This window comes from Bacterioplanoides pacificum, from assembly GCF_042648445.1.
Lineage (GTDB): Bacteria > Pseudomonadota > Gammaproteobacteria > Pseudomonadales > Oceanobacteraceae > Bacterioplanoides > Bacterioplanoides pacificum.
This window is the reverse complement of sequence record NZ_JBHRYB010000005.1, coordinates 719,690-737,426: the sequence shown is the minus strand read 5'-3', so window position 1 is coordinate 737,426 and position 17,737 is coordinate 719,690. Positions and strand designations below refer to the sequence as shown.

The following is a 17,737-nucleotide window of genomic DNA, read 5'->3' as shown; positions in this document are numbered from 1 at the left end:
TGTTGAGCAGTTGTCAGCTGAGGTGTTAACGGATTTGTCATGAATCTCAGACAGCTGAGCGCAACGGGTTAGAATAATAACAAGTTTTGATCAGGATGCGTTTATGAAACCCCGTCATTTATTATTCGCTTGTGTAATGGCACCGGTTGTTGCTGCACAGGCCGATGATCAGCCAGCGCTGACACTGGATAATCAGGTTGTTGAAGGGCAGTTGTATAACAACCCGATTGCTGCCGACGCTTATGCGGTGGAAGTTCTGACCCGTGCTGAATTGCAGCGTATGCCGGTAGCGACCATTGCTGATGCACTGGAGTGGGTCGCAGGCCTTGATCTGCGCCAGCGCGGTAGTGGCGGTACTCAGGTGGACCTGGGCATTCGCGGCGCCAGCTATGAACAGACCCTGGTACTGATCGACGGCGTACGGATGAATGATCCGCAAACCGGGCATCACAATTTTGATCTGCCACTGGTGCTGGAAGATATTGAACGTATTGAAGTGGTGCGTGGCCCGGGTGCCGGACAATACGGGCCGAACGGCAACGGCGGGGTGATTAACCTGGTGACCCGCAAACAGGTGAATACCGAATCCGGCCGTGAAGCGTTATTACAACTGGAAGCCGGCAGTAAGGATTATGACCGTGCTGTCATTGCGCTGGGCAAAACCGATGGTCGCTGGAGTACCTTTGCCTCGGCGGCACAACAAACATCAGACAGTTATATCCGCCAGGCGGACCTCGGCTATACCCTGCAACAGGGCAATGCCCGGTTGGTGTATCAGGGGGAACGCAGCAACACCGTGATTGGCGCCGGATACCTAGATAAAGGTTTTGGTGCCGATGGTTTTTATGGGCCGATGCATCACCACCAGCGGGAAGACACTATTCAGCGACATCTTTATCTGAATCAGGGCTTTAAGTTTGGAGGCGATGCCCTTGACCTCAGCGCCAACTGGCGCCGTCATGATGATGAATTTCTGTACGTCTGGAATACGACACCACTGTTTTCTGAACACCAGAGTGAAGCGCTGCAAACCCGGTTGCGTTATCACTTCAGTGATGTGGCAACCATTGGTCTGGAGAATAACAAGGAGCGCATCGACAGCACTTCTCTGTTGACGGATGTCGACCCTGAACAGCAGCGCAGTTATCAGAGCGCGTTTATGTCGGGGCAATGGCCTGCGGGTTCACTGACCCTCAGTGGCAGCCTGTCGTACATCGATTATACCGATGATCAGAGCTACACCCTGCCGGTGATTGGCCTGAGTTATCGGCATGGTGTGGCCGAATTTTATGCCAACTCCGGAAAAAGTGCCCGGGTGCCAACGGTATTTGATCTGTACCTGAAGCAGGGCAGCAACCGCGGTAACCCCGACCTGAAAGCTGAACAGACCCGCAGTTCAGAAGTTGGGGTGCGACTGAACTGGTCGGGGGTACAAACCCAGCTGGCGGTGTTTCAGCGGCGCTCGGATAATGTGATTGATTTTACGGTGACGCAGCAGGAACTGGACGATGCACAGGCCAATAACAGCAGTCTGATTTACACCGCCCGTAATATCTCTGAGGTCAGTACCCGGGGGATTGATGTGATGATTGATGCCTCAGATGTTTTGTCCGGGTACGGTCTGAGCCAGGCGTCGTTCAGTTACGCCAATCTGGAGCAGGACTTTAAAAACCAATACGCCCGCGGCAAATACGCCATTACTCAGTTTGATCACCAGGCGATACTCAAGCTGGCTTATGAATGGCGCAATGGCCTGGCTGTTACCTCGATGTACAAATACGAAGACCGCATCAGTGCAAAAAGTTATCAGTTGTGGGACCTCGGATTGCGTCAGCAACTGGCCGGCTGGCACTGGTCACTGGCTGCCACTAATGTGCTGAATGAGCGCTATTACGACAGCAGTGAATATCTGCGGGCGCCGGGCAATGGTTATCGGCTGAGTGTCGGGCTGCGGCTGTAAGGTTACGGTCGATTGCTGAGCGTGCTGGCCCGGGGTTGGCGACGCGCCGGAGAAGCCAGCGTATCGATGCGGATTTCAGGGTTGATCCAGAAGGCACCGCCGTATTCCGCATCGCTGGCGACCATTAAATCATCGCTCGCCGGCGAAGCGATTTGTGCCGGAAACTGCAACCAGCGCCAGGCGATATAACGAGACCGGGCGCGGTCACTGCCGGCGGCAAAGAAGTGCTGTCCGCGGCGCTCGATATCGGCCAGCATACTGCGCTGGGTGGATAGCCAGATTGCAGTAAATGGCTGCTGTTGCAGCAAGGTATCCGGCGCTACGTTTATGACGGGCTGCCAGCGGACCTGCACGCCGTCACTTTCCAGCTGCACCGCCATACGTTCCAGTTCGGCTGGTCGTAACCGGCCTTGGTAGGCGATGTTCAGCGATTTATTGCGCAATTGCTGCGACCAGGGTTGATCGGGGTTAGTCACAACGGGCTGCAATAATGCCTGGTCCGACAGTAATAATCCGGTCAGTCGCTCGGTCTGCTGGCTGTAATGCTCAACCAGATTGATCTTATAGTGCTGACTGAGAATCAGCATATCCTGCTGGCTGATGCGGTCCGGCTGATTCAGTGGCAGGGCATCAATTTCGCCGGCCCGGAATTTCTCCAGCAGCCGCCTGGGGTCAGCGATATAGCGGTATTCAATTTTATTTACGTTAAAACGGCGACTGAAAAAAGCCTGCTCAGCCAACCACCAGTTATTGCTTTTACGCAGGCTGAAGCGATCGGCCCGGGTGAGTGATTCGAGATAGTAGGGGCCGGTACTGGGCTCTGCCAGCTCGTTAAAGGCATCCGGCCAGCCTTGGCGTGACTGATAAAAATGTCGCGCCGCCGGGCGCAGCTGTCGTATGGCATCCATCACGCCGGGCGTTGGCTGCGGATGTAATTGCAGCGCAAAGGTCTGATCATCAAATATTTCCAGCTGTTTGATATAGCTGAGCAGTCGCTGGCGGACCGCCGGACTCTGGCTGGCCGGGCTGCTGAGGAAGTCCAGTGTGAACGCGATGTCGCTGCTGCTGACCTGAACACCGTCTGACCAGCGGGCCTGAGCATTCAGGCGGCAATAAAAACGTTTGTCGGCCTGGTTGATATGCCAGTGGCTGCATAACGCCGATACCAGTTTGTTGCTACCGGGTTGGCGCGCCAGCAACGGAAGTTGCAGGCGGTTGATAAAATGGGCAGCAGCGGTGGCGCTATCCGGGCCAAAGCGGCGAAGGTGTTGTGGTGCTGTGCTGGCGGCCAGGCGCAAAACTCCGCCGGCTACCGGTTCGCTGTCAAACAAGGCGGTGCCGGGGTTGTGTTGCCAGCTTAACGACGGCACTCCGTTGTAACGATAAACCACGTCGATGCCCGCCAGGGCGGGCAGTGGCAGCAACAGCGCCAGTGTTGTTATCCATCTCAACAAAGCGCGGGTCACCTAGCGGGTCACGTCCACATACAGGGTCAGTCGTTGCCCTGGCTGCAGATACTTTGAGCGGGTTTGTTTGCTGTTCCAGCGGCGAATGTCGGATACCCGGACACTGAATTTCTGTGCAATCCGGGCTAATGAATCACCACTGCGTACCCGGTAGCGGACTTTGCGGATCACTTCCCGTTTGTTGGGCTGGCTTTTTTTACTCCAGATCACCAGCGTCTGGCCGGCTTTGAGCGGATCTCCCGGTGCCATGCCATTCCAGCGTGCCAGCTGAGATACTTTTACATCGTGATTGCGGGCGATTTGCCAGAAGCTGTCGCCACTTTGCACGCTGTATTCCAGCTTTTGGGTATTTGATGGCTGGCGTGCCTGCTTTAACCGCGCTAACCGTTGGCCAACGCTGTGAGAGTAGGCCTTCTGGCCTTTAAATGCGGCTGGAATCAGCAGCTGCTGGCCGGCCCGGATCACACTGCCACGCAGTCCGTTGGCCTGTTTTAACGCGTCCGGAGTGGTGTGGAAGCGGCGCGAGATAGTCAGCAGGCTGTCACCGGAACGCACCTGATAGCGTTGCCATTTGACCCGGGCGTTTTTCGGCAATAAGGCGATTTGTTGTTCGAATACGTCGCGTTTTTCCACCGGGATCAATAATTCATGTGGTCCCTGAGGGTGGGTTGCCCAGCGGTTGTATTCCGGGTTCAGTTTGTAGATTTCTTCCAGACTGGTCTCGGCCAGTTCAGCGGCCTGGGACAGATCAATCTGACCGCCGGTGTTGACCACAGCAAAGTACGGTTCGTTAGCCAGCGGCTTTAAACTCACGCCATAATATTCCGGGTCTTTGACCAGTTTTGCCAGAGCAATCAGTTTGGGTACATAGGCCCGGGTTTCGCGCGGCAGGCTGAGCGACCAGAAGTCGGTTGGTTTGCCGGCCCGGCGGTTTTTACGGATGGCTTTGCGGACGGTACCGGCACCGGAATTATAAGCGGCCAGTGCCAGCAGCCAATCCCCTTTGAATTCACGCTGTAACGCACTGAGATAACGCAGAGCCGCTTCGGTTGCGGCGCGAATGTCACGCCGGCCATCGTGCCACCAGTCCTGTTGCAGGCCAAAATCACGGCCGGTTGCCGGAATAAACTGCCATACACCGGAGGCCCGGCCATGAGAATAGGCAAAAGGATCAAACGCGCTTTCGACGATGGGCAATAATGCCAGCTCGCCGGGAACCTCACGTGCTTCAATCTGCTCGGCAATAAAATGCAGATAACGCACCCCGCGGCTGGCTACCCGGTCGAGGTAGCGCGGATGAGATTTATACCAGTTCAGCTGTGACTGAATGCGGGGGTTTTCAACCTGCAGGTTCAGACTGTAGGCGTCGATGATACGTTCCCAGATATCATCATGGCTCTGATTCAGTTCGGTAGTTTGAGGGGCGTCGTAAATAACAACGCTGGCATCGGCTTTGCGCACCGGAGTATCTTGTTGCGCAGTTTGCTGATGGGCGCAGCCGGATGCCAATGATAAAGCGGCGGCGATTAAAAATGGTTTCAGGTACATCATCTGTTTACAATAGCAAAAATGAAAGGCCGCCAAGTCTAATTACCGCAAGCCGGGCTAGCAAGGAATTCGGACGGACGTAATGAACAGAATGGCAAACCGCATCAAAGTTGATGCTTATCGGCGCTGGCTGCAAAAAAACAGCGCCACTCGTCTGCTGGCCCTGGAGGCTGGCTGGCTCAGTGATATTGTGGCTGACTTCCGGGGGCTGCAGCTGGCGTATGCCGGGGTCGATCAGGAGCCGCAGTTTCTCAAATACAGCCGTTGCCAGCATAATTTCCGTATGGCTTTTCCGTGGCAGAACGGCGAAGTTGAGGCGCAATTGCGAAGCAAGGATGACGCCTGGCCATTGCCGGACGAATCGCTGGATGTGGTTGTTCTGCAACACACTCTGGATCTCAGTCGCCGGCCACATCAGCTGATCCGCGAAGCGGCCCGGTCGCTGGTGCCGAACGGTTATCTGGTGGTGGTGGGGTTTAATCCGGTGGGATGGTGGGGTGTGGCCCGCTGGCTGCAGATGCTGTCAACTGAACTGCCCTGGATTGCCAACCCGGTAACCTGTCCGCGGCTGCAGGACTGGCTGACATTGTTGGATTTCCGCACCGAAAGTGTTGAACATATTGCCCATGTATGGCCGTTGACGCTGCTGTCGGAGCGGCTGAGTCGTCGTGCCGACCGGCTGCTGGTGAATAAACGCTGGTTGCCGGGCAATGGTTATATTCTGGTGGCGCGCAAGACGATTGCCGGCACCACCCATATTCGCGAAAAACGCTGGCTGTCACAGCCCGGCGGTTTTGTTATGCCGGCGCCGGCTGTGCGTCAGGCTAATCGTATTCAGGGGCGCTGAGCGCTCCGGACAACAGAGTAACACTATGAGACAAGTCGTACTGGACACCGAGACCACAGGTATTGGTGAAGGTCACCGTATTATTGAGATTGGTTGTGTTGAAGTCATTGAGCGGAAACTGACCGGGCGACATTACCATCGCTATGTACACCCACAACGTGCCATCGATGCCGAAGCCCAGGAAGTGCATGGTATTTCCATTGAGTGGCTGGAAGAAAGCGGCGCGCCGGTGTTTGCACAGGTGGCGGATGAATTCCGTGAATTCATCGCCGGCGCCGAGCTGGTGATCCACAATGCAGCGTTTGACGTCGGTATGATGGATGCGGAATTCGACCGGCTGAATTTGTCCCGCACCCGGGAATTCTGTGGCGTACTGGATACCTTAACGCTGGCGCGGGAGATGTTTCCCGGCTCCCGGGTCAGTCTGGATGCGTTATGTAAACGTTATGATATCGATAACAGCCATCGTGAACTCCACGGCGCATTGCTTGACTCCGAAATTCTGGCGGATGTGTACCTGGCGATGACAGGTGGGCAGACGGATCTGGCGCTGGCGGTGGAAGATAACAACGATAATGGTGTGGCTGATATCAGTCTCGACGAGTCATTGCTCAACAACGCTGAGCTTAAAGTTGTTATGGCGACGGCAGCCGAAGTTCAGGCGCATCAGCAGTTTCTGGATCTGGTCGATAAAAAAAGTGAGGGTGCAATCTGGCGGCGTGAGTGATAATGCTGCCACGCCGGTCATCACCCGGGTGTAGGGCAGTGCCAGGTCAGCAGGAAAGCGGTGGCCAGACCCTGATCCCAAAGCTGAGCGACCATTTTGGGGCATGTTCTGACCTTGCTGGCGATCGTAGTCACCCAGAATGTTACCCACATCCGATTGCACCGATTAGACATAAGCAGACGCCTCTGGTCTAACTCTGTGATTTTGTTGGCAAACCGGAGTATATTCAGGTGAAGGTTTGACGTAAAAATTTCGCGCTTTCCACAGTTAGTGGGTAGAATGACAGCAAATACAACTAAAGAACGATCCAAGCATGGCGGATATTACAACAGGAAGTGAGGTGTCACACTTCGCAGCATCACTCAATCTGGTTAAGTCAGAGCTGGCTAATGCTCTTGATCAGGCGGCTGTGCAACTGGATGCCTATTCGGAAAACGGAAGCAGCGACAGTCTGACGTTATTTCTGGAAGAGATTCAGCAGGTGCGCGGCACGTTCAAAATGCTGGACTTTCGAGCCGGTGAGCGCATTTGTGAAGAGCTCGCTGAAACCGGCCGTACTGTTCGTGCCCAGGCCGTCAGCGAATCGGTGTTATCCACCTTTACCCAGGCGATCGTTTTTCTCAAGCGGTATGTTGATGCGGTTGCTGGCGGTGATCTGGTTGCGCCCAGTCTGCTGATCCCGACAATTAACGATATCCGTAAGCAACGCCATGAAAAACCACTTCCTGAAGCCTATTTCTTTTTAGTGAATCTGCGCCCGCAGCTTAAAGCCCCGGCGGCTGACGCAAGCGCGGGCAGTTTTCCGTACCGTCGTGCCCGTCAGTTGTATCAGTTAGGTCTGATTGGCCTGATTCGTAACGAAGGCCGCCGCGGTCCGGTGCAGGTGATGCAGCGGGCGATTAAACGATTTGAAAAAGCCAGTCGTGGCGGAGCATCATGGCCATTCTGGTACGTTACGATGGCGGCGCTGGATGCGTTATCTCAGGATGAATATGAAATTACCCCGCAGCGCCTGAGTTTGCTGGGGGCGCTGGATCGCCAGGTGCGCAAAGTACAGGAGAGTGAAGGCAAAGCGTTTGGCGAAAAAATGCCAGACTGGCTGTTAAAAGAGTTGTTGTATCTGGTTGCCCTGGCAAAAGATGAAACGCCGGCCATCCAACAGGTTCAGCAACAGTTCCACGTTGGTGATGGCGTCAAAGAATCCCATTTAGCCGCCGCCCGCCAGCAGTTGGCCGGGCCGGATCAGTCTGCGTTTGACTCCTTATCTGAAGCCTTACAGGAAGAGTTGCAGTCGGTAAAAGACCTGATTGACCTGCTGGAACGCACCGACACCAGTGAAGCCAACTTTAATGAGTTAATCGATAGTCTGAGCCGCATTTCCGATACCCTGCAAATTGCTAACCTCAACGAGGCCGCTGAACTAACCAAACGTTTATGTGTGGCGTTAAAAGCCAACGGAGTTGATGGTATTCAGGCGCATATGTCGGCGCTGGCTGATGGTATTATTCGTATCGAGCAGGAAATGCGTGGCATGACCCAGTCTGGTCTGGATCATTCCTCGCTGGTTGATCCTGTCAGTCTGGCGGAGGCGCGGATTGCGGTGTTATCCGAATCTATGACAGCGATGACACTGATTAAACGGGCTATCGGCTCATACGTCGATTCCAGTGGTGACCCGCTGCATGTGAAGAATATTGGTAAAAGCCTGCATGATGTTGCCGGCTCGCTGATTTTCCTGGAGCGCTCCGAGGTTGCTGAGTTGCTGCATGAGCTGGAAATATTTGTCGCGCGCAAAATGCTGGAAGCAGACAGCAAACCCGGCGAGCAACAACTGGAAGCTTTCGCCGATGCGATTACCGCGATTGAATATTTCCTCGATTCTATGATTGGCCAGTCAACCGGCTCAGATGATGCCCTCAAACTGGCTAAAGAAAGCCTGATTATTTTAAGGGATTAATATGTTGCAGCCCGGATTAACAGCATTCACGGTTATTTTTATCCTGATTGCTGTCGTTCTGATTGCAATCGCCTGGCGTGGCCGGGAATGGTTTACATATTGGCTGAAGGGCAGTGCGGGATTTATTTTACTGGCTGCCTGTATTTTTGGCTTATTTACTCTGGTCGATGTCTGGAGCTATCGACAACTGCAGCATGAAGAGCCGGTTGCCACATTAAGCATTTATCAGCTGGGTGACCAGAGTTATGACGTCACCCTGGCGGAGTCCGGCGGTGAAGAGCGGCGTTTTAAAGTAGCCGGTGATCAGTGGCAGTTAGATGTCCGCCTGCTGACCTGGATCGGCCCACTGGCAGCGGCTGGCGCCAAACCCCTGTATCGGCTTGATCGTTTATCTGGGCGCTATTTATCCCTTGAGCAAGAGCGGACTGCACCAAGAACGGTGTATTCACTGTCCGAATCCCGCTGGTTTGATTTATGGCAATCAATGCACAATGCCGGGCTCTGGCTCGATGCGCAATACGGCAGTGCGGTTTATATGCCACTGGAAAATGGCGCCGTATTTGCGGTACATCTGACCCCCAAAGGCCTGATTGCCCGCCCCTTTAACGATGTTGCCGAGCAGGCGCTGCAGGGCGATTGGTAATACACCCGCTCGGCATCAGATAAAAAAATCCCCGGCTGAGCCGGGGATTTTTGCGTTCAGTGGTCAATAAATACCGCAAACTGGCCGCGTTTTTGTTCGTTCAGGTGGTGCGCATGAATACGGCTCATGGTGCCTTTCTGGCAATACAGCAAATAACGCCGATCATCGGCTAAATCAGCAACACGGTTGTCCAGCTCATAAAAAGGAATGGTCAACACTTCATTGTTGGTTAGTTGCAGTGGCGCGTCAGCGGCTTCCCCGGGGTGGCGGATATCAATGATTACATCATCAATCGACGGTGTGGCGATCAGTTCAACATCCTCCAGACCACTGCCGGCGGCGGATAATACGTCGTCGATACGTTCATACCTGGCATTCGCCAGTGCTTGCTCCAGCACCTCAAAATTAAAGTCGGCTTCTGTCGCTTCGACTTTTTTCAGATCACCCACCGTGGTTGGTCTCACAGAAATAACACCGCAATATTCCGGCATGGTAGCCGCAAAGGCCTCAGTACCGATGCGGCGTGAGATATCAATGATTTCCGGCTTGTCCATCGCGGCCAGCGGGCGCAATACCATGTGGTCACAAACCCGGTCGATGACCGCCAGATTGGTAATGGTCTGGCTGGCCACCTGAGCAACCGATTCACCGGTAACAATCGCCGGTAACTGAAGGCGGTCTGCTACCTGCGAGGCCGCACGCAACATCATACGCTTCAACACCACGCCCATCTGGCCAACGTCGATGTTTTTCAGGATCTCTTCTACTACGCCTTCAAACGGTACGGTGACAAACTTTACCCGGTGGCTTTCGCTGTAGTTCGACCATAAATAATGCGAAACCTGCTTAACCCCGATTTCGTGGGCGCTGCCACCCAGATTAAAGAAACAAAAGTGAGTTTTAATGCCGCGCCGAGTCATCAGGTAGCTGGCGACGGTGGAGTCGAAGCCGCCGGAGATCAGCGATAATGCCTCGCCCTGAGAGCCCAGAGGATAGCCACCGATGCCGGTCAGTTGTTGGCGGACAACCTGCACTTTGTCGTTACGGATTTCGGCTTTAACCACGATGTCCGGGTTTTTCAGCGACACGCCAGTCGCTTGCGTTTCTTTTAACAAGCCGCCGCCCATATAAATTTCGGCCTGATGGGAGGTGAAATCGTGTTCACCAGCCCGCTTGATACGCACGCAGAACGTTTTACCGGCCAGCTCGGCGGCGTAGGCATCGCGCACATGGCCATAAGCTTCGTCCAACGTGGTGAATTCGTGTTCAACAATTTCCAGTGCTGCACCGATACCCGGCGTATGAGTCAGAATCTGAATCGCCTGGCGACGAGAGCTGTCATCCTCATGGTTCAGTACCACCACCAGGCTATCCCAGCGATTCTGCACGTCGGCTGACAATTCATGTTTGCGAAACAGGGTTTGCAGGTTCTGGCGCAGGATCTTAGTGATCTGCTTGCGCACCGGACGGGATTTGATGGTGATCTCAGGGAAGAGCTTGATAACAAACTTCATGAACAGCCGCACTCAGGGGGTTGGGTAAAAGGCGCGGATTATAGCGGATGTGGTGATTGCTGTGCAGCTTTTGCATTTTTCGGGGTTTACTGAGCCTGCTAGTACTCCGGCTTCAGTTTTTTGTGCCGGGCGCTGGCATGGCGCTCGCGCATTTCAGTATCGATATAGCGGTCGGTGGTGGCCATACTCGCGTGGCCCGCATCTTCTTTGACGTGTTCTTTCGGCCGGAATTTTACATCTTCTGAAATTCCGGTGTGGCGCAACCAGTGCACGGTGGCCACTTTCAGCTCCTGAGCTTCCTCTTCCATACCCTCGTCATACATTCGCTGATAAGCGGCGTCGAAGCAGGACTGCACCAGATAGCGGATCTGACGGGTACTGGTGACCGGGCCACGGCCCTTAATGCGCGCAATTAGCGGTGTTTGTTCACCCACGGTTGGCAGTGGTGTCAGCCCCAGGTGGGTGCGGTAACGTTTTAACGCCTGCAGCATATCATCCGAAACGGTCACCATTCTTACTTTATTCCCTTTACCGATCACCCTCAGCCACCAGTGCTGGTCGCGATCCTGCTGAAAGTCGCCCATCACCGGAGTGCCGCGTTCGTCAGCGACCAGTTCCGAGATCCGCAGGTACATGGCAAATAAACAGCGCATGATAAACAATGACCGCTCATGTTCAGCGGGTTTCTGCTGCGCCAGTTGTTCCACGGTTTCCATCACATAATCCCATTGCAGGTTGGAAATCCGGCGAATGGGTTCCTGATAAGCGTGTTTTTGCAGGTAACGACTGCGCTGGCGAATCAGCTTGACCGGATTCAGCTCCAGGTAATCTTCCTGCTGCAGGTAATTAAAGAAGGTCGACAGAATGGAAAAAATTGCCTGCAGGCTTTTTTGTGACAGGGCAAACTCGGCTTCTGGCTGGCGTTTTGACGTTTGCGCCACAAACGGCCGCCAGTCGGGATTAACCCGACGTTCCCCCTGGCGCAGGCGGAAGCGGGCCACTTGTTTGGTACCAATCCAGCTGGCCGGTGGTTGCTGGCAAAAGGCGAGGTAATCTTCCATATCCTGGCGCCGCAGTTCCGTCAGGTTGGCCTCACGTACCAGCCAGCACCATTGCAGCAGCCGTTCAGCTTCGCGGCGATAACTGTTAAAAGTGGCGGCAGAGCCACCATAGCTGGATAAAAAATGCAGCGTATTAACCAGATCATCGTAACTGCCGGGCACCTGACGCAGTTGTGGTAAGCGCTGCATCAGCGCCCGGGCATACATCAGCGGATTGCCCAGATGGTCTGCCTGATCGATCAGGGGAGAGGGTGAGGTGCTCATTATTTCGCCGGAATAAAAAAATTATCGGAAATAAATACTGCAAATTGCGTTTCAGTGCAATCCGGATCAGGGCAATATCGACGTTGCTTTAATTTGTGCCCAGACCAACATGCCAGGTTGCAATGCCAGCTCATGACACGCTTTACGGGTAACCCGGGCCCAAAGACGTTGCCCGGACAGGCGCAGGGCGATATCGGCGTAGGGAGCATCCGGGCTCTGGTTCAGTTTTTCAATCCGGCCAGCCAGGCGGTTCTGGATGCTGCTGTTGGCATCTTCTGTTAACGACAGGCTGACGTCCCGGGCTTCAATCGCCAGCCGTAACGAATCACCAGGCTGCAGTTGATGCGCTTGCGGCAGGTGCAATCGTATCTCGCCAAAGCGTGCCTGGCTGAGCTGCCACATTTCGTCATGCGCTTCGATGTGCCCCAGCCAGATACTGGTTAACGGGCCATCAATGCCGAGCTGTTGTGGTCGTGATAATTCCGCCAGCACACGGTTTGCCGGGCCCTGGTGGATCACGCTGCCATGCTCCAGTACCAATAAATGGTCAGCCAGACGGCTGACTTCGGCCATTGAGTGAGTCACGTACAACACCGGAATGTCGAGCCAGCGGAATAACGACTCCAGATAAGACAATAATTCCTGCTTGCGGGCCTGATCAATGGCGGATAACGGCTCGTCCATTAACAGAATCTGCGGGTTACCTGCCAGTGCCCGGGCAATCGCAACCCGTTGCTGTTCACCACCCGATAGCTGCTGAATCGGACGCTGCAATAAATGCTCGATACCCAGTACCTGATACAGTTGCTTCAGCGTGTGTGCTGCCAGTGGTTGTTGGCTGCGGCGCCGGCCATAGCTGATATTGCCTTCGACCGACAAATGATCAAACAGGCTGGCTTCCTGAAAAACGTAACCCAGTTTGCGCCGGTGAGGCGCCAGGGTCTTACCGGCGGATTGCCACGACTGATCGCCAATGCTCAGTTGATTGTGTCCGGCGTCTGCGGCTTCCAGTCCGGCGATGTACCGTAACAGAGTGGTTTTGCCAGAGCCGGAGTGGCCACTGATGGCGCTAACACCCCGCCCGGGAAGCACGCAGTTAACGTCTAGGGTAAAGTCATCGGAGCGGGGCAGCTGGCAGCAAATGTGGATGTCAGACATGGCGGTGGTTTATTTCCAGGACATAAGGCGCGGATTGCGGCGCAGGCCGTACAGCAATAACAAAATCAACAATGAGAACCCGACCAGCAGTGCCGATAAATAATGCGCGCGGCCATATTGCAGCGTTTCTACCTGTTCATAGATCTGCACCGATAACACCTGGGTCTCACCCGGGATATTGCCGCCAATCATTAACACCACGCCAAATTCCCCCAGCGTGTGAGCAAAGCCAAGAATGGCGGCGGTAATAAAACCGGCACGGGCCTGGGGAATCAGGATGCTGAAAAACCGGTCAACCGGGCCGGCCCCCAGGGTTTTGGCGACCTCAAAAGGGCGTGGCCCCATGGCTTCTATGGCATTCTGAATCGGTTGCACTACAAATGGCAGCGAATAAAACACCGACGCCACCACCAGACCAGCAAAGCTGAACGGTAATAAGCCGATTCCGAGCCATTGAGTCAGTGCACCTATCGGGCCTTGCGGACCCAGTGCCAGTAATAAATAAAACCCTAATACCGTGGGCGGCAGTACCAGCGGCAGGGCGACGATAGCACCGATCAGTCCACGCATCCGGCTGCGGGTATTGGCCAGCCACCAGGCCAGTGGCGTAGCCAGCAACAATAACAGTGCGGTTGTCAGACCGGCCAATTTGCAGGTTAGCCAAAGCGCCTGCCAGTCTGCACTCGTCAGTACATTCACGGTAGCAGGTACCCCAGTTGTGTAATCACAGTGCGGGCTTCAGGCGTATTAAGAAACGTAATAAAAGCGGTTGTCGCCGGGTTATCTGCCCCACGATTAAGTACCACCAGTTGTTGCCTGATGGCCGGGTGTTGGTCTGCGGCAAGCAGCAGGTAACGGCCGGTGAAATCGGAGCTTTTTACCTGCGACAGGGCGATCAGCCCAAGATCGGCATTGCCGCTGCGAACAAACTGGTAGGTCTGAGCAATATTTTCACCACGCACCAATTTGCCCGGCTGTGGCTGGTAATTCAGGGATGCCAGCCACTGCGCGGCGGCTGCGCCATAGGGTGCCAGCTTTGGATTGGCAATGGCTAGCCTCTGATAATTATCGGAAATAAGTGTCTCAACAGAGACAGCTTGCTGCGGCTGATTGGTCGCCAGCACCAGGCGGCCTAATGCGTAGGTCTGGCGTGAACCGGCGATGGCTTGTTGCTGTTGCACCAGGCGTTCTGGTTTATCACTGTCGGCCGACATAAATATATCGTACGGTGCGCCATGCAGAATCTGGGCATACAGCTTGCCAGATGAGCCGCTGGCAATGCGGATCGTATGGGGACTCTGCTGCTCGAACAGCTGGCTTAAGCGTTGCAGTGGCTGAATAAAATTTGAGGCGACGGCAATGGTCAGCTCATCGCTGGTTGCCGGGTTGCTGATACTCAACAGCGCAACCGCACTGAGGGCTGCGATCCGGCGGCATAATCGGCTGTGATAACGGGCGAAAGACTTCATGCGGCACAGTCTGCGACAAGACACACAACAAGACAAGAAAAGGCAGTCGCCGGCATCAGGAATGTCAATCTCCAAATATTCCGATAATATTAATTATCGGAAATATAGGTGATATGCAGAGAGCAATCATTCTTCATGGCCCGGGCATTCAATTCGCGCCTGTGGTATTCCGGGCATCCTCCGCCAAAGGTCCTGAAGCGGTAGGTTTTTTATCCCGGATCAGTTAAACTCCGCGCCCTTTTTTAAACCCAGTCAACGCAGGTATCAGAACGGCATGTATTCAGTAGGTCAACGTTGGATTAGTGAGGCTGAAACGGATTTAGGCTTAGGGTTAATTCAGGACGTTGATTTCAGGATGGTGACCGTCTATTTCCCGGTCATTGATGATATCCGCACCTATTCCAAAGAAAACGCCCCATTAACCCGGGTTGAATTTAAGGTTGGCGATGTTGTGCCGTTGCAGGATGGCAGCAGCCTGACCATCACTGAGGTGCAGGAACAAAACGACATCCTGTTTTATGGTGATGATGAGCGCTTTATTCCGGAAACCCACCTGAGTGGCCAGATCCAGCTGAATCAGCCAGCCGACCGGCTGTTCTCCGGCCAGATTGACAACAACAATCTGTATGAGCTGCGCCAGATTGCCCTGCAACAACTGAGCAAGCTACGTAAGCGCCCTTTTTATGGCCTGTTGGGTGGCCGCACCAGTTTATTACCTCACCAGTTGTATATTGCGGAACAAGTCACGCAGGATTCCATCCCCCGGGTATTGCTGGCGGATGAAGTGGGCCTGGGTAAAACCATTGAAGCGGGCCTGATTCTGCATCGCCTGTTGCTGCAGCAACGTATTGCGCGGGCCATTATTCTGGTGCCCGACCACCTGTTGCACCAGTGGCTGGTTGAGATGATCCGGCGTTTTAATCTGCGTTTCACCATCGTCGATAAAGCCATGGTGGCCGAAAACCGCCTGGCGGCAATGGAAGGTGAAGCCACCAATATGTTTGCAGAGAACCAGTTATTCCTGTGCCCTCTTTCGATTGCGACGCAGGAAGTGGTTGCTGCACAAATGGCAGACAGCGACTGGGACATGCTGGTTGTTGACGAAGCGCACCACCTGGAATGGGATGTGGATGGTCATGATCAGGCGTATGGTCTGGTTGATCAGATCGCCGCGACCACCCCGGGGTTGTTACTGCTGACGGCAACACCGGAACAACTGGGGATTAATGGCCATTATGCCCGCTTGCGCCTGCTTGATCCGGAACGTTACCCAAGCCTGGAGCAATTCCTGGCGGAGCAGGAACAATATCAGCCGATTGCCGGGTTAGCGTCTGCGCTGGCCGGTGATGATGAGCTGAGTGCTGTTCAGCAGCAATTGCTGGCGGATTTATTGCCCGACAGTGTCGCCAGTGATGACCGCAATAAACAATTAGAGAACCTGATTGACCGCTGTGGCCCGGGGCGTGCGCTGTATCGCAACACCCGTCATGGCGTAACCGGCTTCCCTAAACGACTGGCTACCCTGCATGCCCTGCCGGCACCGGCCTTTGCTCAGCAGCCAGCTAGCGAACTGGATCAGCAGCTGTTCCCGGAACTGGGTATCAGTGGCTGGGAAAGCAGTGATCCGCGCTGCCAGTGGCTGGTAGAGCTGCTGCAGCAACAGAAAAAAGACAAAATCGTACTGATCTGTCATTCCGCTCAGACCGTATTGGATCTGGAGAAATACCTGTGGGAAAGTCATGCCACTCCGGCAGCGGTATTCCACGAGCAGATGGATCTGGTCGAGCGTGACCGTGCAGCGGCCTACTTTGCCGATCATGAGCAAGGTGCGCGAATCCTGCTGTGCTCCGAAATTGGCAGTGAAGGCCGTAACTTCCAGTTCGCCCATCATCTGGTGCTGTTTGATCTGCCGTTTAACTGTGACCTGCTTGAGCAGCGCATCGGCCGTCTGGACCGTATTGGCCAGAAGCACGACATTCAGATTCACATCCCGGTATTTGCCGACCACGCCAGTGGCCGCTGGGCTGAATTGCTGAATGACGGCATGGACGTATTCAGCCGCCCGAATCCGGCCGCTCAGCCGTTGCTGGAAAAACACAAAGCCAATATTCTGGCCGCACTGGCGGGTGAGCAGGATATCGCAGCATTAACCCAACAGCTGGCCGATGAGCGTGATGCCTTGCTGCAGGCGCTTGAACAGGGCCGTGACCGGTTGCTGGAATTACATTCCTGTCACCCACACAAGGCCCGTGAGCTGGCTCAGGAAATGACCATCACTCACATTGAAGACGAAGCCGACCTGAACGACTTTATCGAACTGTTTGTTGATGCGTTTGGTCTAGAGTTGGCCGACCTGGGAGGCGACTGTATCACCATCGCACCGGGCGACCATATGCTGGTTCCGGATATGCCACACCTGCCGGAAGACGGCTTTATGGCAACAACCAACCGTGATGTGGCGTTATCGCGCGACGATGTCCAGTTCCTCAGCTGGGAACACCCTTTTATTGATCAGGCGCTGGAGCTGATTGTCAGCAGCCCGGCGGGCAACTCGTCTGTTGGTTACATCGAAGATCATGGTCACCGCACCGGTGATTGTTTTATTCAATTACAATTTGTCGCCATTTGTTCAGCCCCGAAAGCATTGCAGGTTGAGCGTTATCTGCCGCCGGATGCGATGCATCTGATGATGACGCCCAAAGGTGACTTAAAGGTTAATGAGCCTGAGTCGCTGCCAGGGTTTGCGCTGCCACTGAAGAAAGGTACCGCTCGCGGCCTGGCTGAGCAAAAAGAAGACGAGGTAAAACCTCTGATTCACAAGCTGGAGAAGCTGGGTGCCGGTCAGCTGAGTAAAATGGTTGAGCGCGCCCACGATAAGGCAGAACAGGCTTTCTCTGATCGGCTTGAACGGCTGACCGCCCTGTCGCGCGCAAATCCAAACATCTCCCAGCAACTGGTCGACAATGTGAAGCGCGAGCGGGATGCGGTGCTGGCCGCCATCCGTGATGCACAACTGGTGCTCGACAGTGTCCGCCTGGTGTTCTGCGGCTAAAGTTCCAACACCACTCAATAGCATGCGACCCTGATGCCACCACCCTTCCGGTGGGGGTATCGGCAGAATCT

At 54.6% G+C, this 17,737-nt stretch carries 13 protein-coding genes; 6 read left to right on the top strand and 7 right to left on the bottom strand.

Annotated elements, in window-relative coordinates; genetic code table 11:
• Positions 1-103 precede the first annotated feature (103 nt).
• Positions 104-1,960, top strand: a complete 1,857-nt coding sequence (locus tag ACFOMG_RS07985) for a TonB-dependent receptor plug domain-containing protein (RefSeq protein WP_376865883.1) — start codon at positions 104-106, stop codon at positions 1,958-1,960.
• A 2-nt stretch (positions 1,961-1,962) separates the two neighbouring features.
• Here ACFOMG_RS07985 and ACFOMG_RS07980 read toward each other — a convergent pair whose 3' ends face one another.
• Together ACFOMG_RS07980 and ACFOMG_RS07975 are read right to left on the bottom strand one after the other, a co-directional pair.
• Positions 1,963-3,414 (bottom strand): ABC transporter substrate-binding protein, encoded by a 1,452-nt coding sequence (locus tag ACFOMG_RS07980; protein ID WP_376865882.1) that lies wholly within the window; start codon positions 3,412-3,414, stop codon positions 1,963-1,965.
• Between the two features lie 12 nt (positions 3,415-3,426).
• Positions 3,427-4,977, bottom strand: coding sequence for a lytic transglycosylase (locus ACFOMG_RS07975; protein ID WP_376865881.1), 1,551 nt, complete (start codon positions 4,975-4,977; stop codon positions 3,427-3,429).
• Positions 4,978-5,056: 79 nt separating this feature from the next.
• Between ACFOMG_RS07975 and ACFOMG_RS07970 the strand changes: the two genes are divergently transcribed.
• From ACFOMG_RS07970 to ACFOMG_RS07955, 4 genes are all read left to right on the top strand, one after another.
• A complete protein-coding gene (locus ACFOMG_RS07970) occupies positions 5,057-5,821 on the top strand; it encodes a class I SAM-dependent methyltransferase (RefSeq protein WP_376865880.1) in 765 nt (254 codons plus the stop codon).
• Positions 5,822-5,846: 25 nt separating this feature from the next.
• Entirely contained in the window at positions 5,847-6,548 is a 702-nt protein-coding gene (gene dnaQ, locus ACFOMG_RS07965) for a DNA polymerase III subunit epsilon (protein ID WP_376865879.1), read from the top strand.
• Positions 6,549-6,888: 340 nt separating this feature from the next.
• Positions 6,889-8,505: a hypothetical protein gene (locus ACFOMG_RS07960; RefSeq protein ID WP_376865878.1), complete on the top strand. Its 1,617-nt coding sequence runs from the start codon at positions 6,889-6,891 to the stop codon at positions 8,503-8,505.
• A 1-nt stretch (position 8,506) separates the two neighbouring features.
• Positions 8,507-9,148, top strand: coding sequence for a hypothetical protein (locus tag ACFOMG_RS07955; protein ID WP_376865877.1), 642 nt, complete (start codon positions 8,507-8,509; stop codon positions 9,146-9,148).
• A gap of 56 nt (positions 9,149-9,204) precedes the next feature.
• Here the strand turns inward: ACFOMG_RS07955 and thiI are convergent, their stop codons facing one another.
• The 5 genes from thiI to modA all read right to left on the bottom strand — a co-directional run bounded on the left by thiI (position 9,205) and on the right by modA (position 14,614).
• Positions 9,205-10,662 carry a tRNA uracil 4-sulfurtransferase ThiI gene (gene thiI, locus ACFOMG_RS07950; RefSeq protein ID WP_376865876.1) on the bottom strand — a complete coding sequence of 486 codons (1,458 nt, stop codon included), beginning with the start codon at positions 10,660-10,662 and terminating at the stop codon, positions 9,205-9,207.
• A gap of 98 nt (positions 10,663-10,760) precedes the next feature.
• Complete coding sequence (locus ACFOMG_RS07945) at positions 10,761-11,987, bottom strand: tyrosine-type recombinase/integrase (RefSeq protein ID WP_376865875.1); 1,227 nt, start codon at positions 11,985-11,987, stop codon at positions 10,761-10,763.
• Positions 11,988-12,053: 66 nt separating this feature from the next.
• The gene (gene modC / locus ACFOMG_RS07940) at positions 12,054-13,145 is read right to left on the bottom strand and encodes a molybdenum ABC transporter ATP-binding protein (protein WP_376865874.1); all 1,092 of its coding nucleotides are present in this window, start codon (positions 13,143-13,145) and stop codon (positions 12,054-12,056) included.
• 9 nt (positions 13,146-13,154) lie between these two features.
• Positions 13,155-13,844 carry a molybdate ABC transporter permease subunit gene (modB, locus tag ACFOMG_RS07935; RefSeq protein WP_376865873.1) on the bottom strand — a complete coding sequence of 230 codons (690 nt, stop codon included), beginning with the start codon at positions 13,842-13,844 and terminating at the stop codon, positions 13,155-13,157.
• The gene (modA, locus tag ACFOMG_RS07930; protein ID WP_376865872.1) at positions 13,841-14,614 is read right to left on the bottom strand and encodes a molybdate ABC transporter substrate-binding protein; all 774 of its coding nucleotides are present in this window, start codon (positions 14,612-14,614) and stop codon (positions 13,841-13,843) included. The genes modB and modA overlap by 4 nt, the downstream gene beginning before the upstream one ends.
• A gap of 274 nt (positions 14,615-14,888) precedes the next feature.
• Here modA and rapA point away from each other — a divergent pair, with 274 nt between their 5' ends.
• A complete protein-coding gene (gene rapA / locus ACFOMG_RS07925; RefSeq protein ID WP_376865870.1) occupies positions 14,889-17,666 on the top strand; it encodes an RNA polymerase-associated protein RapA in 2,778 nt (925 codons plus the stop codon).
• Positions 17,667-17,737: the final 71 nt, after the last annotated feature.

What these genes read in the sequence shown, in the direction of transcription:
- ACFOMG_RS07985 (WP_376865883.1), top strand. Translation starts at nt 104, where the DNA reads ATGAAACCCCGTCATTTATTATTCGCTTGTGTAATGGCACCGGTTGTT.
- ACFOMG_RS07975 (WP_376865881.1), bottom strand. Translation starts at nt 4,977, where the DNA reads ATGATGTACCTGAAACCATTTTTAATCGCCGCCGCTTTATCATTGGCA.
- ACFOMG_RS07970 (WP_376865880.1), top strand. Translation starts at nt 5,057, where the DNA reads ATGAACAGAATGGCAAACCGCATCAAAGTTGATGCTTATCGGCGCTGG.
- dnaQ (WP_376865879.1), top strand. Translation starts at nt 5,847, where the DNA reads ATGAGACAAGTCGTACTGGACACCGAGACCACAGGTATTGGTGAAGGT.
- ACFOMG_RS07955 (WP_376865877.1), top strand. Translation starts at nt 8,507, where the DNA reads ATGTTGCAGCCCGGATTAACAGCATTCACGGTTATTTTTATCCTGATT.
- thiI (WP_376865876.1), bottom strand. Translation starts at nt 10,662, where the DNA reads ATGAAGTTTGTTATCAAGCTCTTCCCTGAGATCACCATCAAATCCCGT.
- ACFOMG_RS07945 (WP_376865875.1), bottom strand. Translation starts at nt 11,987, where the DNA reads ATGAGCACCTCACCCTCTCCCCTGATCGATCAGGCAGACCATCTGGGC.
- modC (WP_376865874.1), bottom strand. Translation starts at nt 13,145, where the DNA reads ATGTCTGACATCCACATTTGCTGCCAGCTGCCCCGCTCCGATGACTTT.
- modA (WP_376865872.1), bottom strand. Translation starts at nt 14,614, where the DNA reads ATGAAGTCTTTCGCCCGTTATCACAGCCGATTATGCCGCCGGATCGCA.
- rapA (WP_376865870.1), top strand. Translation starts at nt 14,889, where the DNA reads ATGTATTCAGTAGGTCAACGTTGGATTAGTGAGGCTGAAACGGATTTA.